General features: G+C 71.8%; 16 protein-coding genes. 2 read left to right on the forward strand and 14 right to left on the reverse strand.

All coding sequences use genetic code 11. From position 1 onward, the window contains the following. Positions 1–111: 111 nt before the first annotated feature. The 5 genes from ligA to ACZ518_RS01310 all read right to left on the reverse strand — a co-directional run bounded on the left by ligA (position 112) and on the right by ACZ518_RS01310 (position 5,533). The gene (ligA, locus tag ACZ518_RS01290; RefSeq protein WP_469110977.1) at positions 112–2,322 is read right to left on the reverse strand and encodes an NAD-dependent DNA ligase LigA; all 2,211 of its coding nucleotides are present in this window, start codon (positions 2,320–2,322) and stop codon (positions 112–114) included. Between the two features lie 31 nt (positions 2,323–2,353). Continuing rightward, entirely contained in the window at positions 2,354–3,337 is a 984-nt protein-coding gene (locus ACZ518_RS01295; protein ID WP_469110978.1) for a methionine synthase, read from the reverse strand. Continuing rightward, positions 3,334–4,023 (reverse strand): SDR family oxidoreductase, encoded by a 690-nt coding sequence (locus tag ACZ518_RS01300; RefSeq protein WP_469110979.1) that lies wholly within the window; start codon positions 4,021–4,023, stop codon positions 3,334–3,336. Before ACZ518_RS01300 ends, ACZ518_RS01295 begins: the two co-directional genes overlap by 4 nt. Positions 4,024–4,088: 65 nt before the next feature. Further along, entirely contained in the window at positions 4,089–4,433 is a 345-nt protein-coding gene (locus ACZ518_RS01305) for a DUF1330 domain-containing protein (RefSeq protein WP_469110980.1), read from the reverse strand. Positions 4,434–4,486: 53 nt separating this feature from the next. Continuing rightward, complete coding sequence (locus ACZ518_RS01310) at positions 4,487–5,533, reverse strand: GlxA family transcriptional regulator (protein ID WP_469110981.1); 1,047 nt, start codon at positions 5,531–5,533, stop codon at positions 4,487–4,489. 126 nt (positions 5,534–5,659) lie between these two features. On the opposite strand from ACZ518_RS01310, the gene ACZ518_RS01315 reads away from it, so the two are divergent. Further along, positions 5,660–6,583: an NADP-dependent oxidoreductase gene (locus ACZ518_RS01315; RefSeq protein WP_469110982.1), complete on the forward strand. Its 924-nt coding sequence runs from the start codon at positions 5,660–5,662 to the stop codon at positions 6,581–6,583. On the opposite strand, the gene mnmA is transcribed toward ACZ518_RS01315, so the two are convergent. Continuing rightward, complete coding sequence (gene mnmA / locus ACZ518_RS01320; RefSeq protein ID WP_469110983.1) at positions 6,580–7,728, reverse strand: tRNA 2-thiouridine(34) synthase MnmA; 1,149 nt, start codon at positions 7,726–7,728, stop codon at positions 6,580–6,582. The two genes, ACZ518_RS01315 and mnmA, sit on opposite strands and share 4 nt — an antisense overlap. A 68-nt stretch (positions 7,729–7,796) precedes the next feature. Between mnmA and ACZ518_RS01325 the strand changes: the two genes are divergently transcribed. Next, positions 7,797–8,456, forward strand: a complete 660-nt coding sequence (locus ACZ518_RS01325; RefSeq protein ID WP_469110984.1) for an N-acetylmuramoyl-L-alanine amidase — start codon at positions 7,797–7,799, stop codon at positions 8,454–8,456. On the opposite strand, the gene ACZ518_RS01330 is transcribed toward ACZ518_RS01325, so the two are convergent. The 8 genes from ACZ518_RS01330 to ACZ518_RS01365 form a co-directional block, all read right to left on the reverse strand. Then, the gene (locus ACZ518_RS01330; RefSeq protein ID WP_469110985.1) at positions 8,449–9,612 is read right to left on the reverse strand and encodes a cysteine desulfurase family protein; all 1,164 of its coding nucleotides are present in this window, start codon (positions 9,610–9,612) and stop codon (positions 8,449–8,451) included. The genes ACZ518_RS01325 and ACZ518_RS01330 overlap by 8 nt on opposite strands. A 658-nt stretch (positions 9,613–10,270) precedes the next feature. Next, the gene (locus ACZ518_RS01335) at positions 10,271–11,122 is read right to left on the reverse strand and encodes a thioesterase family protein (RefSeq protein WP_362462838.1); all 852 of its coding nucleotides are present in this window, start codon (positions 11,120–11,122) and stop codon (positions 10,271–10,273) included. 70 nt (positions 11,123–11,192) lie between these two features. Then, positions 11,193–11,849, reverse strand: coding sequence for a trimeric intracellular cation channel family protein (locus tag ACZ518_RS01340; RefSeq protein ID WP_469110986.1), 657 nt, complete (start codon positions 11,847–11,849; stop codon positions 11,193–11,195). Between the two features lie 257 nt (positions 11,850–12,106). Beyond that, the gene (locus tag ACZ518_RS01345) at positions 12,107–13,153 is read right to left on the reverse strand and encodes an ABC transporter ATP-binding protein (protein ID WP_469110987.1); all 1,047 of its coding nucleotides are present in this window, start codon (positions 13,151–13,153) and stop codon (positions 12,107–12,109) included. Between the two features lie 5 nt (positions 13,154–13,158). Next, the gene (locus tag ACZ518_RS01350) at positions 13,159–14,220 is read right to left on the reverse strand and encodes an ABC transporter ATP-binding protein (protein ID WP_469111654.1); all 1,062 of its coding nucleotides are present in this window, start codon (positions 14,218–14,220) and stop codon (positions 13,159–13,161) included. A gap of 29 nt (positions 14,221–14,249) precedes the next feature. Continuing rightward, positions 14,250–15,251, reverse strand: coding sequence for an ABC transporter permease (locus ACZ518_RS01355; protein WP_469110988.1), 1,002 nt, complete (start codon positions 15,249–15,251; stop codon positions 14,250–14,252). A 219-nt stretch (positions 15,252–15,470) separates the two neighbouring features. Next, positions 15,471–17,180 (reverse strand): ABC transporter substrate-binding protein, encoded by a 1,710-nt coding sequence (locus ACZ518_RS01360; protein WP_469111655.1) that lies wholly within the window; start codon positions 17,178–17,180, stop codon positions 15,471–15,473. A gap of 94 nt (positions 17,181–17,274) precedes the next feature. Beyond that, the gene (locus tag ACZ518_RS01365; RefSeq protein WP_469110989.1) at positions 17,275–18,267 is read right to left on the reverse strand and encodes an ABC transporter permease; all 993 of its coding nucleotides are present in this window, start codon (positions 18,265–18,267) and stop codon (positions 17,275–17,277) included. Between the last annotated feature and the right edge of the window lie 611 nt (positions 18,268–18,878).

Here is an 18,878-nt window from a genome sequence, read left to right on the forward strand (position 1 = left end):
CCTGTACCGGCCGTTTACCACCGGGAACCGCGCCCGGCGTGCGCCCGCCCGTACGGCCGGGCGCCATGCATCCGTTCGCCTACGCCGCCCCCTGGACGACTCCCGTGCGGGTTACTGCCCGTCCCCGGCTCCGGCACCGCCCTCCAGCGGGAGCGCGGCCTCGCGTGCGGCGTCGGGCCCCTGTTCGAGGAGCACTTCGAAGCCGGCGTCGTCGAGGATCGAGAGCTTGAGCTGTACGGCCTTGTCGTACTTCGAGCCGGGGTTGTCGCCGACGACGACGAAGGAGGTCTTCTTCGACACGGAGCCGGTGACCTTGGCCCCGCGGCTCTGCAGGGCCTCCTTGGCCCCGTCGCGGGTGTGGTTCTGAAGGGTGCCGGTGACGACCACGGTCAGGCCCTCCAGCGGGCGCGGCCCCTCCTCCTCGGCGGAACCTTCCTCCTCCATCCGCACGCCGGCCGCCCGCCACTTGCGCAGGATCTCCTGGTGCCAGTCGACGGCGAACCACTCCTTGAGGGAGGCGGCGATGATCGCCCCGACGCCCTCGGTGGCCGTCAGCTCCTCCTCGGTGGCCTGCTCGATGCGCTCGATCGAGCGGAACTCGCGGGCGAGCGCCTCCGCGGCGACCGGGCCGACGTGCCGGATCGACAGGCCGTTGATGATCCGGGCCAGCGGGCGCTCCTTGGCGGCCGCGATGTTCTCCAGCATGGCCAGGGCGTTCTTCTTCGGCTCGCCCTTCTGGTTGGCGAAGACCGTGACGATCTTCTCCTCGCCGGTCTTCGGGTCCCGCTTGGGCAGTCCGCTGTCCGGGTCCAGGACGTACGCCTTGATGGGCAGCAGCTGCTCGATGGTGAGGTCGAAGAGGTCGCCCTCGTCCAGCAGCGGCGGCTGCGCCGGCTCCAGCGGCCCGGTGAGGGCGGCCGCGGCCACCATGCCGAAGTTCTCGATGTCGAGGGACTGCCGGCCGCCCAGGTAGAAGAGGCGCTCCCGCAGCTGCGCGGGGCAGGTCTGCCCGTTGGGGCACCGGACGTCGATGTCCCCCTCCTTCATCGGGCGCAGCTCCGTCCCGCACTCGGGGCAGAGGGCCGGCATGACGAACTCCCGCTCGGTGCCGTCCCGCAGGTCCACGACGGGGCCGAGGATCTCGGGGATCACGTCGCCGGCCTTGCGCAGGACGACGGTGTCCCCGATGAGGACGCCCTTGGCCTTGACGACCTCCTGGTTGTGCAGGGTCGCGAACTCGACCTCGGAGCCGGCCACCGTCACCGGCTCCACCTGGGCGTACGGGGTCACGCGCCCGGTGCGCCCGACGCCGACCTTGATGTCGACGAGCTTGGTGTTGACCTCTTCGGGGGCGTACTTCCAGGCGATGGCCCAGCGGGGGGCGCGGGCGGTGGAGCCGAGCCGGCCCTGGAGGGCGATCTCGTCGAGCTTGACGACGACGCCGTCGATCTCGTGCTCCACGGAGTGCCGGTTCTCGCCGAAGTGGGCGATGAACTCGCGCACCTCGGCCAGGGAGGAGACGACCTTGTTGTGCTGCGCGGTGGGCAGGCCCCATTCCCGCAGCAGCTCGTACGCCTGCGACTGACGCTCGATCTCGAAGCCCTCGCGGGCGCCGATGCCGTGCACCACCATGTGCAGCGGGCGGGTCGCGGTGACCTTGGGGTCCTTCTGGCGCAGCGAACCGGCCGCCGCGTTGCGAGGGTTGGCGAAGGGCTTGCCCTCGGCCTCGACGAGCCGGGCGTTGAGCTCCTCGAACTTCTCCATCGGGAAGTACACCTCGCCGCGGATCTCGACGAGGGCCGGGACCCGGTCCCCCTTGAGGCGGTCCGGGATCTCGGCGATGGTGCGGACGTTGGGCGTGATGTCCTCGCCGGTGCGGCCGTCGCCGCGGGTGGCGGCGCGGGTGAGGCGGCCGTTCTCGTAGGTGAGGTTGACGGCGAGGCCGTCCACCTTGAGCTCGCACAGGTAGTGGTAGTCCGGGGTGTTCACGTCCCGGGCCACCCGGTCGGCCCAGGCGGACAGTTCCTCGTCGTCGAAGGCGTTGTCGAGGGAGAGCATCCGCTCGCGGTGCTCCACGGAGGCGAAGTCCGTCTCGTACGCCCCGGCCACCTTCTGGGTGGGCGAGTCGGGCGTGCGCAGCTCGGGGTACTGCTCCTCCAGGGCCTCCAGCGAGCGCAGCAGCTGGTCGAACTCGGCGTCGCTGACGACCGGCTGGTCGTTCACGTAGTACCGGAAGCGGTGCTCCTCGACCTGCTCGGCGAGCAGCTGGTGCTGCTCGCGCGCCGCCGTCGGTACTGCCGTGTCCTGCTGTTCGGCTGCCATGCCGTGTCCTCCCGTGGCCCGTCCTCGACCGTCACTCAGGGTTGTCGGCGAGCGACCTCGCCGCCCTGACGCAATGGGCCTGCGCCGCGCGGGCGTACGCGGGCGAGGCGCCCGCCAGACCGCACGACGGGGTGACCACGACGGACTCGGCGAGAGTCCCCGGGGCCAGTCCCAGCCTGCGCCAAAGCTTCCTGACACCCATGACGCTACCGCCCGGGTCTGACAACGGGGCATCGGTGCCCGGCACCACTCCGGCGAAGAGTTTCAGGCCGCTTTCGACGGCCTCGCCGATGGCGTCGTCCTCGCGCTCGGTGAGCAGGGAGAAATCGAACGAGACGCCCGTGGCGCCGGCCCGGTGCAGCAGCGCGAAGGGGACGTCGGGCGCGCAGGAGTGCACGACGACCTCTCCGTCGTGCACCGCGAAGAGGTCGCGCAGGGTGCTCTCGACCACCTGGCGGTCGACGGCCCGGTAGGTGCGGTAGCCGCTGGCGGAGCGGACCCGGCCGAGCAGTACGGCGGTGAGCGACGGCTCGTCGTACTGGAGCACGATCTCGGCGCCGGGGATGCGCTTGCGTACGTCGGCGAGGTGGTCGCGCAGGCCCTCGGCGAGGGATCCGGCCAGGTCGCGGCAGGCGCCGGCGTCCTGGAGGACGGCTTCGCCGCCGTGCAGTTCGAGGGCGGTGGCCAGCGTCCACGGGCCGACGGCCTGGACCTTCAGCCTGCCGGTGTAGCCCTGGGTGAACTCCTCCAGGGCGTCGAGGTCCTCGCCCAGCCAGGAGCGGGCGCGGCGGGTGTCGCGGCCGGGGCGGTCGCTGACCCGCCAGCCGCTCGGCTCGACGTGCGCGTACATGTCGACGAGCAGCCCCAGGGAGCGGCCGATCATGTCCGCGCCGGGCCCGCGCGCGGGCAGCTCGGGCAGGTAGGGGAAGTCCTCGAAGGACCCCGTCGCGGTCTTGGCGGCCTCGCGGGCGTCGCCGCCGGGCAGCGAGCCGACGCCGGTGGCGCTCGCTGTCATCGGCCGGGCCTCACGGACAGGTCGTTGACCTCGGCGTCGCGCGGCAGGTCGACGGCCATGACGATGGTGGTCGCCACGGACTCGGGGTCGATCCAGCGCTCGGGATCGTACTCCTTGCCCTCCTGGGAGTGCACCTTGGCCTGCATCGGGCTGGCGGTGCGGCCGGGGTAGACGGAGGTGACGCGGATGCCGTTGGCCTTCTCCTCGGCGCGCAGGGAGTCGGCGAGGGCCTTCAGCCCGTGCTTGGAGGCGGCGTACGCGCTCCAGTCGGCGTGGGCGGTGAGGCCGGCGCCGGAGTTCACGAAGACGACGGTGGCCTTGGAGGCGCGCAGGGTGGGCAGCAGCAGCCGGGTGACCTCGGCGGGGGCGATCAGGTTCACGTTGAGCTGCTGGTGCCAGGTCTTGGGGCGGAGCTCGCCGACCGGTCCGAGGTCGACGATCCCTGCGATGTGCAGGAGGGAGTCGATGCGCTCGGGGATGGGCTGCTTGGAGAACGCCCACGACAGCCGGTCGGGGTCCGCGAGGTCGCCGACGAGGGTCCGCGCGCCCGGGTAGCGCTCGACGAGCTGCCGGGCGCGGGCGGCGTCGCGGGCGAGCAGGACGAGGTCGTCGCCGCGGGCGTGCAGGCGGGCGGCGACGGCGGCGCCGATGCCGGAACCGGCACCGGTGATCACGTGAGTAGGCATACCGCCATGCTCGCATCCGCCCGGGCCCCGCCGCCGCCTCGGTCCGCGGCTCCGGCCCGACGGGGTCAGAGTCCGGCGGCTTCGCGGAGGGCGCCGGCCCGCCCGGTGGCGTCGTAGTCGGCGGGGACGCCCTCGACCAGGAAGGCGGTGCCGGGGATGTGGCCGGTGCGCAGCGGGAGGATGGCCTGGTAGGCGTCGGAGGCGTACCAGGCGCGGGCCCGGTCGATGTCGGGGAAGCCGATGACGACGACCGTGCCGGGGAAGGGGCCCTCCATGACCTCGACCTGCTTGCCGTGGACGAGGAAGCGGCCGCCGAAGGGGTCCATGGTCGCCTGGATCTCCTCGATGTAGCGCAGGACGTCCTCGTTGACGGTCGGGCGGTGCAGGTGGGCGATGGCGTACGCGGTCATGTGGGCCTCCCCTGTCGGTGCGCCGGGCGGTCCCGGCCGTTGCCCCGATGCTGTCAGCGGGCGCCGGCCGTGGCGATTACCCCGGAGGTCATGGTGTGGGGGCCGAAGGTGCGCCGGTAGGCCATCGGGGAGACCCCGAAGGCGGTCCGCATGTGCTGGCGCAGGGAGTTCGCGGAGCCGAAGCCGGAGCGGTGCGCGACCAGGTCCACGGGCAGGTCGCTGGATTCCAGCAGCTGGCGGGCGACCTCCAGACGCTGTCCGGTGAGCCATTGGACGGGGGTCATGCCGACCTCGTCGCGGAACCGGCGGGTGAAGGTGCGCAGGCTCATCCGCGCGTGGGCGGCGAGCTCGGCGAGGCTGATCGGTTCGGCGAGGCGTTCCAGGGCCCAGGCGCGGGTGGCCGTGGTGGTGGCGACCGTGGGGGCGGGGACGGGGCGGTCGATGTACTGGGCCTGCCCGCCGTCGCGCCAGGGCGGTACGACGCAGATGCGGGCGGCCCGGTTGGCGACGGTGGTCCCGTGGTCGCGGCGGATCAGGTGCAGGCACAGGTCGACCCCGGCGGCGACGCCCGCGGAGGTCAGGACGTCGCCGTCGTCGACGAAGAGCACCTCCTCGTCGACCTGGACGCGGGGGTAGGCCCGGCGGAACTCGGGGGCCAGGTTCCAGTGGGTGGTGGCGGGACGGCCGTCGAGGAGCCCGGCCGCCGCGAGCACGTAGGAGCCGGTGCAGATGGAGACGAGCCGGGTGCCGGGACGGATCCCCGCGATGGCCGCGGTGACCTCGAGGGGCAGCGGGCCGCCCCGGGCCAGCTCGGGCATGGCGTGCGTGGGCGGGACGATCACGGTGTCGGCGGCGGCGAGGGCCTCGGGTCCGGCGGCGGGCTGCACCGTGAACCCGGCGTCGCTGAGGACGGGGCCGCCGTCGGCGGTGCAGACGGTGACCTCGTACAGGGGCTGCTCGGCCTCGTCCAGGGCGCTGCCGAAGACCCGGGAGGGAATGCCCAGCTCGAAGGGGGGCACACCGGGCAGGGCGAGCACCGCGACCCGGTGCGGGCGCCGGCCGTTCGCGGCTCCCGCTGTCGTTTTCCGTGCGCCGTCCATGGCCAGATCCTGTCACACCCTGGCCATCAGGCCAATACCATGCCGCCCCGGGATGCCCGAGTGTGGAACGTGTCGCCGGGGAGGACCCGGTATCGGACGAAATCCCATGGAATGAGGAAGACAGAGATGCGCGCGATCGTCGTGAACGGATGGGGCGGCCCCGAGACCCTGGTCGAGCGGGAGATCGAGCGGCCGGAGCCGGGCCTCAACGAGATCCTGGTACGCGTCCACGCGGCCGGCGTGAACCCCGTCGACTGGAAGACCCGGGCCAGCGGCGCCCTGATCGCCTGGGGCGAGACCCCGATCGTGGGCTGGGACGTCTCCGGCACCGTCGAGGCGGTCGGCCCGGGCGTGACCCTCTACGCCCCCGGCGACGAGGTGTACGGAATGCCGGGCTTCCCGCGGCAGGCGGGCGGCTACGCGGAGTACGTGGTGGGCGCGGCCCGGCACTTCGCCCGCAAGCCCGCCTCCCTCGACCACGTGCAGGCGGCCGCACTGCCGCTGGCGGCGCTGACCGCCTGGCAGGCGCTGGTGGACACGGCCGGCGTCACCCCCGGTCAGCGGGTGCTGGTCCACGCCGCGGCGGGCGGCGTCGGCCACCTCGCGGTGCAGATCGCCAAGGCGCGGGGCGCCTACGTCATCGGCACGGCGAGCGAGGCCAAGCACGGCCTGCTGCGCGAACTGGGGGCCGACGAGCTGATCGACTACCGGTCGGCCGACTTCACCGAGGCGGTTTCGGACGTCGACGTGGTGATCGACTCCCTCGGCGGGGAGGAGGGCGCGCGCTCGCTCAAGGTCCTCAAGCCCGGCGGGCACCTGGTGACCCTGCCCTCCCCGGACGACGTGCCGGCGGGCGCGGAGGGCTTCCGCACCGGCTGGACGCTGGTCGAGCCCGACTTCCGGGGCCTGGCGGAGATCGCGGCCCTGGTGGAGGAGGGCAGGCTGCGGCCCGTCATCGACACGGTCCTGCCGCTGGAGCAGGCCGCGCAGGCCCACGAGATCGGCGAGCGGGGCCGCACCACCGGCAAGATCGTCCTGACGGTCGGCTAGACGGCCTGAGCCGTGGCGGTGGCCGCCGCCCGGGTGGTGGTGGCGATGGTGGCGGAGCCGACCACGCGGGTGCCGTCGTAGAGGACGATCGCCTGGCCGGGCGCCACGCCGCGGACCGGGTCGGTGAAGGTGACGCGCAGCTCGCCGTCCACGACCTCGGCGAAGACCTCGGTCTCGCCGCCGTGGGCGCGCAGCTGCGCGGTGTAGGTGCCCGGGGCGGCGGGCGTGGAGCCGCACCAGCGGGGGCGGATCGCGGTGAGCGCGGTCACGTCGAGGGCCTCGACGGGGCCGACGGTGACGGTGTTGTTCACCGGGGAGATGTCGAGGACGTAGCGGGGCTTGCCGTCGGGGGCCGGGTGGCCGATGCGCAGGCCCTTGCGCTGGCCAATGGTGAAGCCGTAGGCGCCCTCGTGGGTGCCGACCTTCTCGCCGGTGGTCCCGTCGACGATGTCGCCCTCGGCCTTGCCGAGGCGCTGGGCGAGGAAGCCCTGGGTGTCGCCGTCGGCGATGAAGCAGATGTCGTGGCTGTCGGGCTTCTTCGCGACGGCCAGGCCCCGCCGCTCGGCCTCGGCGCGGATCTCGCCCTTGGTGGTGATCGTGTCGCCGAGCGGGAAGAGGGCGTGGGCCAGCTGCTTCTCGTCGAGGACGCCGAGGACGTAGGACTGGTCCTTGGCCATGTCGGAGGCGCGGTGCAGCTCGCGGGAGCCGTCGGCGTTCTCGACGACGGTGGCGTAGTGGCCGGTGCAGACGGCGTCGAAGCCGAGCGCGAGGGCCTTGTCGAGCAGCGCCGCGAACTTGATCTTCTCGTTGCAGCGCAGGCAGGGGTTCGGGGTGCGCCCGGCCTCGTACTCGGCGATGAAGTCCTCGACGACGTCCTCGCGGAAGCGCTCGGCGAGGTCCCAGCAGTAGAAGGGGATGCCGATGACGTCGGCCGCGCGGCGGGCGTCGCGGGAGTCCTCGATGGTGCAGCAGCCGCGGGCGCCGGTCCGGAAGGACTGGGGGTTCGCGGAGAGCGCCAGGTGGACCCCGGTGACGTCGTGCCCGGCTTCGACGGCCCGGGCGGCGGCGACGGCGGAGTCCACGCCGCCGGACATGGCGGCCAGGACGCGGAGGGGGCGGGCGGTGCGCGGCAGGTTCTCAGTCATAGCACCGTCCAGAGTACGGGGAACCGGGCGGGGTCACAGCGCGTTATCGGCTGTGGGGGGTGGATCACATGACCGAGCAGGTGGAGAAGGGGCCGCGCAGGACGCGGCGGGCTGTGCTCCTGGGCGGGCTGGGGGTCCTCGCGGCGGCGGGCTTCGCGGCCCGGGACGAGATCGGGCGGGCCTGGTGGCTGCTGCCGGGGGTGTCCAAGCCGCGCAAGGAGGGCGAGCTCGACTACGCGGGCGCGAGCTGGACGGCGGCCTCGCCGGCGAACTGGCGGCTCGCAGACCGGCCCGACGACTACCGGGTGGACCGGATCGTCGTCCATGTCACACAGGGCGGCTTCGAGTCCTCGGTCGACGCCTTCAAGAACCCGTGGCACAAGGCGTCGGCGCACTACATAGTGCGCCAGGACGGCCATGTGGAGCAGATGGTGCGCGAGCTGGACGTGGCCTTCCACGCGGCGAACCGGGACATGAACGAGCGCAGCGTCGGCATCGAGCACGTGGGCTTCGTCGACAGCCCCCGGGACTTCACCGACGCCATGTACGCGGCCTCGGCCCGGCTGGCCGCCGACGTCTGCCGGAGGTACGGCATACCGGCGGACCGCAAGCACATCCTGGGGCACAACGAGGTCCCGGGCGCCGACCACACGGACCCCGGCCCGCACTGGGACTGGGACCGCTACATCCGCATGGTCCGGCAGGAGCTGGGGGCGGCGGCTAGCTGAGGCCGGCGGTGCGGGCGCGTTCCACGGCGGGGCCGATGGCGGCGGCGACGGCGGCGACGTCCTCCTTGGTGGAGGTGTGGCCCAGGGAGAACCGCAGGGTGCCGCGGGCCAGCCGCGGGTCCGTGCCCGCCGCCAGCAGGACGTGGCTGGGCTGGGCGACCCCCGCGGTGCAGGCGGAGCCGGTGGAGCACTCGATGCCCTGCGCGTCCAGCAGCAGCAGGAGCGAGTCGCCCTCGCAGCCGGGGAAGCTGAAGTGGGCGTTGGCCGGCAGCCGGTCCACCGGGTCACCGCCGAGGACGGCGTCGGGGACGGCGGCCAGCACGGCCGCGATCAGCTCGTCGCGCAGGGCGCCGACCTCGGCGGCGAACCGCTCGCGCCGCTCGGCGGCGAGTACGGCCGCCACCGCGAAGGCGGCGATGGCCGGCACGTCGAGGGTGCCGGAGCGGACGTGCCGCTCCTGGCCGCCGCCGTGCAGGACCGGGACGGGGCTCTGGTCGCGGCCCAGCAGCAGCGCGCCGATGCCGTAGGGCCCGCCGACCTTGTGGCCGCTGACGGTCATGGCGGCGAGTCCGCTGTCGCCGAAGCCGACGTCGAGCTGCCCGAAGGCCTGGACGGCGTCGGAGTGCAGGGGTACGGCGAACTCCCGCGCGACGGCGGCCAGTTCCCGGACCGGCATGACGGTGCCGATCTCGTTGTTGGCCCACATCACGGTGGCGAGGGCGACGTCGTCGGGGTTGCGTTCGACTGCCGCCCGGAAGTCGTCGGGGTGCACCCGGCCGTAGCGGTCGACGGGGAGGTACTCGACCTCGGCCCCTTCGTGCTCGGCGAGCCAGTGCACGGCGTCGAGGACGGCGTGGTGCTCGACGGGGCTGGCGAGGACCCGCCTGCGGGCGGGGTCGGCGTCGCGGCGGGCCCAGTAGAGGCCCTTGACGGCGAGGTTGTCGGCCTCGGTGCCGCCGGCGGTGAAGACCACCTCGCTCGGGCGCGCGCCGAGCGCCTCTGCGAGGGACTCGCGGGCCTCCTCGACGGTACGGCGGGCCCGGCGGCCGGCGGCGTGCAGGGAGGACGCGTTACCGGTGGCGGCGAACTGCGCGGTCATCGCCGCAGCGGCTTCCGGGAGCATCGGCGTGGTCGCGGCGTGGTCGAGGTAGGCCATGATTTTTTGATTCTACGAGCCCGTCGCTGCCGCGGGTCCCGCCCGGGGGTGCTTGGTCCGACCACGGGGCGGCACCGCCGCGGCTGCCGCCGCCCGGAGCCGGGGCCCGGGGCCCGGGTACCGCCGCCCGGAACCGCGGTCCGGAGCCCGGGTACCGCTGCGCGGGGCTGGTCCCCTACCCGCCCTTCCACCGGTCCCCGGGCTGCGCCCGGACCCCTTCCTGGGGGCTCCGCCCCCAGATCCCCAGCGCCTCAAGCTCCCCCAGCTACCGCTGGGAGGTGCCCCCAGGCGGGGCTGGATGTGCCGACCAGGGCTGGAGTGCGCGCAGCGCACTTCCAGCCCCGCCGGCGCTTGAGGCGCGGCCGCGGTAGCGCCGTGTCTGTAGCCGCGCCCGGCGACTGAGGGCTGGGGGTCCCCCCGGACGGAGTCCGGGGGAGGTTGAAGGGCGGGGAGGGGCCAGCCCCGCGCAGCGGCCAACGACCCGCACCCGACCCACCGGCCCAGCCACCCGAACCGACCCCGCCCCGGCCCCGCCGGACGGAGTCCGGCGCAGCGGCGCGAAGCCGGGGAGGCCGCCCGCGGCCGAGCCGCGCGAGCGGCGCGCCAAGGAGGGGAGGCGCCTCGGCGCCGAGCCGTGCGAGCGGCGCGTTGGGAGGAATCAGCGCGGGGCACGAGCCAGCTGGCGGGACTGGGCCACCAGGCGGTCGGCGGAGTCCCAGACCTCGGCGTCCTCCTCCAGGAAGCCCCCGGCCAGGTTGCGGGTGACGATGCCCACCCGCAGCGGGCCCGGGGCCGGGCGGCACCGGATGTGCGTGGTGAGCTCCACCGTCGGGGCCCAGCCCAGCAGGCCGAGGTCGAAGGCGGTCGGCGGCAGCGCGTCCACCGCGAGCAGCAGCGACAGCGGATCGGCGTCGCGGCCGTCGGCCAGCTCGAACCAGGCCCGCATCTCGCCCTTGCCGGAGGGGGCGCCGACCGCCCACCCGGCGGTCGCCGGGTCCAGGCGGAGCCGGAGCCGGTCGACGATGGCGTTGCTGCCGGGGATCGGGGCCGGGCCGGCCTCGGGGCCGAGGCAGTCCTCGTACGCGGGGATGGCCGGCGGGCGCGCCACCGTGTGCACGGCGTCCGGGAGTGCGGCCAGGTCCCCGTACGAGGCGAGGACGCGGATGCGCTCGACCTCGGCGCCGTTCTCGTCGTACTGGAACAGCGAGGCCTGGCCCGTGGAGAGGGTGCGGCCGACGCGGACCACCTCGGTGCGGATCACGGCGGGGCCGGGCACGGAGGAGGTCAGGTAGTGGGCGGACACGGTGAAGGGGTCCGGGTGCGGCAGGGCCGACGCGAGGGCCCGGCCGACCAGGGCCAGCAGATAGCCGCCGTTGACGGCGGTGATGATCGTCCAGCCGGCGGACAGCTCCGCGTCGTACACCCCGGGCTCGCCCGCGCGGGCGGTGACGGTGGTGTCGCGGTCGAATTCGCTGTCGCCGATGGAGGCCTGGGCCGCTGCGTAAGACATGCCGCCGACGGTACACCGGCAAGCTACTAAGCGGTAGCTTTTCTTTCTGGGGTGGGCCTACGAGGGGGACCTACACCTCTTCGGCCACCGAGGAGCGGCGGTTCCAGGCCAGCGGGGCACGCCAGTGGTAGCGCATCGCGAGCAGGCGCAGCACGAAGGTGGTGACGATGGCGATGCCGGTGGTCACGGGGTTGAGCACCTCGAAGCCGATGAACACGGCCACCATCGCGGCGCCGACGACGGCCGGCACGGCGTACATCTCGCGGTCGCGCAGCAGCGAGGGCACCTCGTTGGCGAGTACGTCGCGCAGTACGCCGCCGCCGACGGCCGTGGCGAGGCCCAGCGCGGCGGAGGCGGTCAGTCCGAGGCCGTACTCGTAGGCCTTGGTCGTCCCGGTGACGCAGAACAGCCCGAGGCCGGCGGCGTCGAAGACGTTGATGGCGCGGTTGATGCGCTGGACCTCCGGGTGGAGGAAGAAGACGATCGCGGCGGCTATCAGGGGGGTGACGAAGAAACTGAGTTCGCTGAAGGCCGCGGGCGGGACGGCGCCGATGCAGAGGTCCCGCAGGAGGCCGCCGCCGAGGGCGGTGACGAGGGCGAGGACGCAGATGCCGAAGACGTCGAAGTTCTTGCGGACCGCGAGGAGGGCGCCGGCGGTGGCGAAGACGAAGATGCCCGCGAGGTCCAGGGCGTGCTGGATGCCGGGCGGGAAGAGATCGTGGAGCACCCGGTCATTGTCGCCTGCCGGCGGGGCGGTGGCGTCCGCCCCTGCCGTGGGGCGCCTTGCCGGGAGCCGTCTGCCGGTGGCCGCTGCGCGGGGCGAGGTCCCCTACCCGCCCTTCGCCCGTTCCCCGGAGCTGCGCCCCGGACCCCTTCCTGGGGGCTCCGCCCCCAGACCCTCCCCCAGCTACCGCTGGGGGAGGGTGAAGGACGGGGAGGGGCCGGCCCCGCGCGAGCGGCGCGTCAGAGAAGGGCGGCGGCGCTTCAGGAAGAGGCAGGCGCCGGCTGGTTCTCCGGGTGGTGGCAGGCCGTCTGGTGGCCCGGCTTGATGGTGAGCAGCGGCGGGTCCTGCTTCGCGCAGAGTTCCGTCGCCTTCCAGCACCGCGTGTGGAAGCGGCAGCCGGCCGGCGGGGAGATCGGCGAGGGGACGTCGCCCTTGAGCAGGATGCGGCCGCTCTTCGCGCCGCGCCGCCTCGGGTCCGGGACGGGGACGGCGGACAGCAGGGCGTTCGTGTACGGGTGCATCGGGGACTCGTACAGCGACTTGCGGTCCGCCAGCTCCACGATCTTGCCGAGGTACATCACCGCGATGCGGTCCGAGACGTGCCGGATGACCGACAGGTCGTGCGCGATGATCACGTACGTCAGGCCGAGCTCCTGCTGGAGGTCGTCCAGCAGGTTCACCACCTGCGCCTGGATCGACACGTCCAGCGCCGACACCGGCTCGTCCGCGACGACCAGCTTCGGCTTCAGCGCCAGGGCGCGCGCGATGCCGATGCGCTGGCGCTGGCCGCCGGAGAACTCGTGCGGGTAGCGGTTGTAGTGCTCCGGGTTCAGGCCGACGAGCGAGAGGAGGCGCTGGACCTCCTTCTTGATGCCGCCCTCGGGGGTGACGCCCTGGAGCTTGAAGGGGGCCGAGACGATCGCGCCGACCGTGTGGCGCGGGTTCAGCGAGCCGTACGGGTCCTGGAAGATCATCTGCACGTCGCGGCGCAGCGGGCGCATGCCGGCCACGCTGAGGTGGGTGATGTCCTTGCCCTCGAACTCGATGCGCCCGGCGGTCGGTTCCAGCAGCCGCGTGATGAGGCGGCCCATCGTCGACTTGCCGCAGCCGGACTCGCCGACGACGCCGAGGGTCTCACCCCGCCGGACGTCGAAGTCGATCCCGTCGACGGCCTTCACGGCGGCGGTCTGGCGGCGCAGCATCCCCTTGTTGATGGGGAAGTGCTTGACCAGGCCGGTGACCTTCAGCAGCGGTTCCGCCTCGGCGACGGCCGTCGCCGAGTCCTGGGCGGCGGTGTCCTTCTTCATGTCCGTCACAGCTTCGGCGCAATCTCTTCGGTCCAGATCCGGGTCCGCTCCTCCTGCGACATGTGGCAGGCGGACCAGTGCCGGCTGTCGTCCTGGGTCAGCTCGGGCCGCTGGGTGCGGGTGATGCCCCCCTTGGGCACGTCGGCGTAGGGGCACCGGGGGTTGAACGCGCAGCCGCTCGGGATGTTGATGAGGCTGGGCGGCGAGCCCTTGACCGGGATCAGCCGCTCGGTCTGGTCGCGGTCGATGCGCGGCATGGAGCCGAGCAGTCCCCAGGTGTAGGGGTGGCGGGGCTCGTAGAAGACCTTCTCGGCGGTGCCGCGCTCGACGCACCGGCCGCCGTACATCACGAGGATCTCGTCGGCCATCTCGGCGACCACGCCGAGGTCGTGCGTGATCATGATGACCGCGGAGCCGAACTCCTTCTGCAGGTCGCGGATCAGGTCGAGGATCTGCGCCTGGACGGTGACGTCCAGGGCGGTGGTCGGCTCGTCCGCGATGAGCAGTTCGGGGTTGTTGACCAGCGCCATCGCGATCATCGCGCGCTGGCGCATACCGCCGGAGAACTCGTGGGGGTACGCGTCCACGCGCCGGTGGGGCTCCGGGATGCCGACGCGGTCGAGCATCTCGACGGCGCGGGCGCGGGCCTTCTTCTTGTCGACGTCGTGGTGGGTCCGGTACGCCTCGACGATCTGCTTGCCGACCGAGTAGTACGGGTGCATCGCGGACAGCGGGTCCTGGAAGACCATCGCCATCTTGCGGCCGCGCAGCCGGCGTACGTGGTCGGCGTCGGCGCTGACCAGGTCCTCGCCGTCGAGCACGACCTCGCCCGAGATGTCGGGGCGGCTGCGCGCGTTGCCGGTGCGGTGCAGGCCCATGATGGCCAGCGAGGTCACCGACTTGCCGGAGCCGGACTCGCCCACGATGCCGAGGGTCTTGCCGCGCTCCAGGTCGAAGGTGAGGCCGTCCACGGACTTGACCAGGCCGTCGTCGGTCGGGAAGTGGACCTTGAGGTCGCGCACGGAGAGGAAGGGGGCCGCGTCGCGCGCGCCGCCCTGCTCGGGCACGAAGGCCGGCTGGTCGGAATCGTTCTTGGTCACGTCAGCCTCACGCGCGGGTCGATGACGGCGTACAGCAGGTCCACGATCAGGTTCGCGAGGACCACGAACAGGGCGGCGAGCAGGGTGACGCCCATGATCACGGGGAGGTCGCCGGCGCTGATCGCGGCCACGGCGGCCGTGCCCAGGCCCTGGAAGTTGAAGGTGGTCTCGGTGAGCACCGCGCCGCCGAGGAGGCCGCCGAGGTCCAGGCCGAACATGGTGACGACCGGGGTGAGCGTGGAGCGCAGGGCGTGCTTGCGGATGACCACGGCCTCCTTGAGGCCCTTGGCGCGGGCGGTGCGGATGTAGTCCTCGCCCATGACCTCCAGCATGGTCGCCCGGGTGATGCGGGCGTAGGTCGCGGCGAAGAGGAAGGCCAGGGTGACCCAGGGCAGGATCATGCTGTTGAGCCAGGCCAGCGGATCCTCGGTCAGGGGTTTGTAGTTGGAGACGTCCAGCCAGCCGAGGCTGTAGACGAAGACCGCGGGGGCCACCATGCCGGTGAAGAAGATCGGCAGGGAGACGCCTGCGAGCGCGCCGACCATGACGGTGCGGTCGACGGCGGTGCGGCGTTTGAGTGCGGAGATCACGCCCGTGGCCACTCCGGCGATCACCCAGATCACGGCCGCCCCGAGGGCGAGCGAGAGGGTGACCGGGATGCGGTCCATCATGGTTTCCCAGACGGGCGCCTCGGTCTTGAAGGAGTAGCCGAAGCAGGGGGCCGCACAGTGGGTGATCTCGGTGCCGCCGTCGTAGTCGCGGCCGGCGAAAATGCCCTTGACGAAGAGCAGGTACTGCTCGGAGATGGGCTTGTCGAAGCCCATCTTCACGCGGATGCCCGCCAGGGCGGTCTCGTTGGTCTCCCGGCCGGCGTACATGAGCGCGGGATCGCTGCCGGTCAGCTTCGGGACCGCGAAGAAGATGCCGAAGGTGACCACGGAGACCACCAGCAGCGTGGCGGCGACGTTGAACAGCCGCCGTATGAGGTAGACGAGCACTGCAGTCGGCCGCCCGGGGCTGGTGGCCGCCGCCCCTCGTGGGGGCGGCGGCCAGCGCCTGCGGCCTTCACCTGCCCTTCGGACTAGCGCATGTGCGGTGAAGGCACTTACTTACGTGCTGAGTTGCGGTTGCGTGCCCGGCGTCGGCCGGGCTGCCAGGCTGCTGCCCGGCTCGTCGCCGGGCAGCCTGCTGGTCCTGCTGGTTCTGCTGCTCCGCCGCTACTGCTTGATGCCCACGGTGGCGAGGTCGATCTTGCCGAAGGACTCGTTGAAGAAGACGTTCGTCAGGCGCGGGTTGTGGTAGACGAGCGCCTTGTCGAAGTTGATCGGCAGGTAGAGCGCCTTGTCCATGACCTTCTTGTTGATCTCCGTGTAGAACGGAGCGGCGGCCTCCGGGGTGGCGGCGGCAGCGGCCTTGTCGAACAGGCCGTTGATCTCCGTGTCGTTGACCTCGGTGTAGTTGTTGTTGCCGTTCGGCAGGATGAACGATCCGTCGACCAGCGGCTGCAGGAAGCCCGCGCCGGAGTTGTAGTCGGCGCCCCAGCCCATGACGATGATGCCGTAGCCCTTCTTCTTCACGTTCTCGGGCGAACCGATCGTGGAGGAGGAGAGCTTGCCGTCGAACTGGTCGATCGTCGCCTTGATGCCGACCTTGGCGAGCGAGGCCTGCAGGGACTCGGCCGTCTTCACCTCGGGGGCGCGGTTGTTGCGCACGGCGATGACGGTCTCGAAGCCGTCGGGCTTGCCACAGGCCTTGAGGGCCTCCTTGGCCTTCGACGCCTGCGACTTGCCCTTGGTCAGGCCGAAGGGGTCGTAGCTCTTGTCCGAGCCGGGGACACCGGCCGGCAGCATGTTGGCGCCGAGGTCACCGCTGGTCGGGCCGCCGCGGGCGGTCTGGAGGGACTTCGGGTCGGCCGCGTAGATGACGGCCTTGCGGCACTCGATGTTGTCGAACGGCGCGACCGTCTGCGGGAAGGCGAAGTAGCGGATGTAGCCCGTGAACGGGTTGTCCGCGTTGGCCTTGAGCTTCTCGTCCTTGAGGATCTTGTTCTTCGCGGCCTGCTGGACACCGGTGCCGTCGACGGCCATGTCGATGTCGCCGGAGAGCAGGCGCTGGTCCATGTCGTCCGGGTTGGTGGTGACCGTGAAGGAGACCTTGTCCGGCAGACCCTTGCGGATCGGGTCCGTCTTCGGGTCCCAGTTCTCGTTGCGGACGAAGGTCGCGCCCTTGCCGGCGGTGAAGCTCTCGACCTTGTAGGGGCCCGTGGAGATCGGCTTGTTGGTGTACGTGGCGCCCGTGTCCTTGCCCGCCGGGACCGGCGAGGAGGACGGCATGGCCAGCAGGTAGCTGAAGTCGGAGTTCGCGCTCGCCAGGTTGAAGACGATCGTCTTGTCGTCCGGCGTCTCGACCGTCTTCAGACCCATCTTGTTCGGGTCGGTGTCCTTGTACGGGCCGGGGTACTTCTGGCCCTGGTCCAGGAGGTCGATCAGGTAGGTCGGGCCGCCGGACAGCACGTCCTGCGCGAAGACGCGCTCGACGCCGTACTTGATGTCCTTCGAGGTGATCGGCGTACCGTCCTCGAACTTCACCCCGTCCTTGAGCTTCAGGGTGTAGGTCTTGCCGTCGTTGCTGATGACCGGCAGGGCCTCGGCGAGGTCGGGTACGACCTTCGTGCCGTCCTTGCCCGGCTTGGCGTCGTAGGCCAGCAGGCTGCGGACGTAGAGGCGCTGCATGTTCCAGACGAAGCCGTAGTAGGCGCGCGCCGGGTCGAGGTAGTCGACGTCCTGCGGGGACCAGAGCTTGAGCTCGCCGCCCTTGGCGTCCGAGGGGTTGATCACGGCGGTCGCGGCACCGCTGTAGCCCTTGCCGCTGTCGCCGTCGGCGGCCTTGTCGTCCTTCTTGTCGTTGCCACCGCACGCGGCGGTCATCGAGAGCGCGGCGATCACTGCGGTGATCGCGAGAGCCTGCTTTCTGCGGGTCACGGTTGTCCAACCTCCAGAGGTGGTGAATCGAAGAAGCGGTTCAGCTGCCCTTGGGGTCGAGTGCGTCACGCAGCCCGTCCCCGAAGAGGTTGAACGCCAGGACGGTGATGAAGATCGTCATACCGGGAACCACCATGTACATGGGGTCGTCCTGGTAGATGGGGACGGCGTCGGAGAGCATCTTTCCCCAGGAAGCGGTGGGCGGCTTGACGCCGGCACCCAGGAAGCTGAGGGCCGCTTCGGTCAGGATGTTGGTCGGGATGATCAGCGTGGCGTAGACGAGGATCGGCGCGACCAGGTTCGGCAGCAGCTCCTTCAGGAGGATGTAGCCGCGGCCGGCCCCGAGGCTGCGAGCGGCCTCGACGTACTCGCGTTCCCGCAGGGAGATCGTCTGGCCCCGGACGATGCGGCCGATGTACGGCCACCCGAAGAAGCCGATGACGAGGATGAGCACGCCCATCCGGACGCCGGAACCCTCGAACCCCCACACGGAGTTGGGGACCACGGAGACCAGGGCGATGGTGAACAGCAGCTGGGGGAAGGCCAGCAGCAGGTCCATCAGCCGGCTGATGATCCCGTCCACCCAGCCGCCGAGGAAGCCGGCGAGGGCACCCAGGAGGCTGCCGAGGACGACCGAGACGAAGGCCGCCAGGAAGGCGACGACCAGCGAGATGCGGGCGCCGTAGACGATCCGGCTGAACACGTCGCGCCCGTTGGTCGGTTCGACGCCCAGCAGGAAGTCGGAGCTGATGCCGCCCAAGGAGCCGAGCGGCGTGCCCAGGTCCGGATCGATCATGTCCTCGTGGAACTCGTTGGGGTCGTGGCCCAGCAGGTTCACGATCAGCGGCGCGAAGACCGCCACCAGGATCAGGAGGATCACGATCACGCCGCCGGTCAGCGCGACCTTGTCGCGCTTGAGCCGCATCCAGGCGATGCGGCCGGGCGAGCGGCCTTCGATGGCCTTGGCAGGGACTTCGGCTACGGACACGGGTGCGGGTGATTCCGCGCTCGTGTCGTGCAGTGGTGCCGTCATCGTGGTGGGGACCCCTCTCGGCCGACGGGTGGGTCGGCCCATGCCCGCCGCTGTGGCGGCGTTGGTGCGGAGTGGCGCTCCAGTGCTCGGGGCACGTGAACGCGTACGAGGTGCGAGGTGCTGGCAGTGCTGGCAGTGCGGCCGTGCTGTGGGTGGAGCAGGGTGCGGTGCGTGCGGTGCGGTGCAGCTGAGGTGCGGGAAGTGCGGAAGCGCCGCGTCGGGACGAGCGGCGGAGTCCACGGACCGAACCGCGTCCTGGAGGACTGACCGGCTCTTGGGTGGGGAGTCTTCATCGGGCGCTCGACCAGCCGCCAGACCCGCAGATGAATGGATGCGCAACCGTGATCTGAGGCCTGGGTTCCCGTTATCCGGACTCCGCTCACGGCTCAGCGGAGCAAGACCGTCCGTTCGGTACGCAACCGGACATCACGCCCAACCCTGGGGAGGAGTGCGCCAATTGGGCGCCCACCTACGGTGATATCCGGACAAGACGAAGGCCGCCGGGAACCGTGGTTCCCGGCGGCCTGGTGTCCGTCGGACGGGTTTGTCTCAGGGCGCGGGCGCACCCCGGAAATCCCTGTAGGGAGCTCGGGGAAAGCGTCCCCGGAACG

It is taken from the genome of Streptomyces sp. NPDC033966, assembly GCF_055575955.1.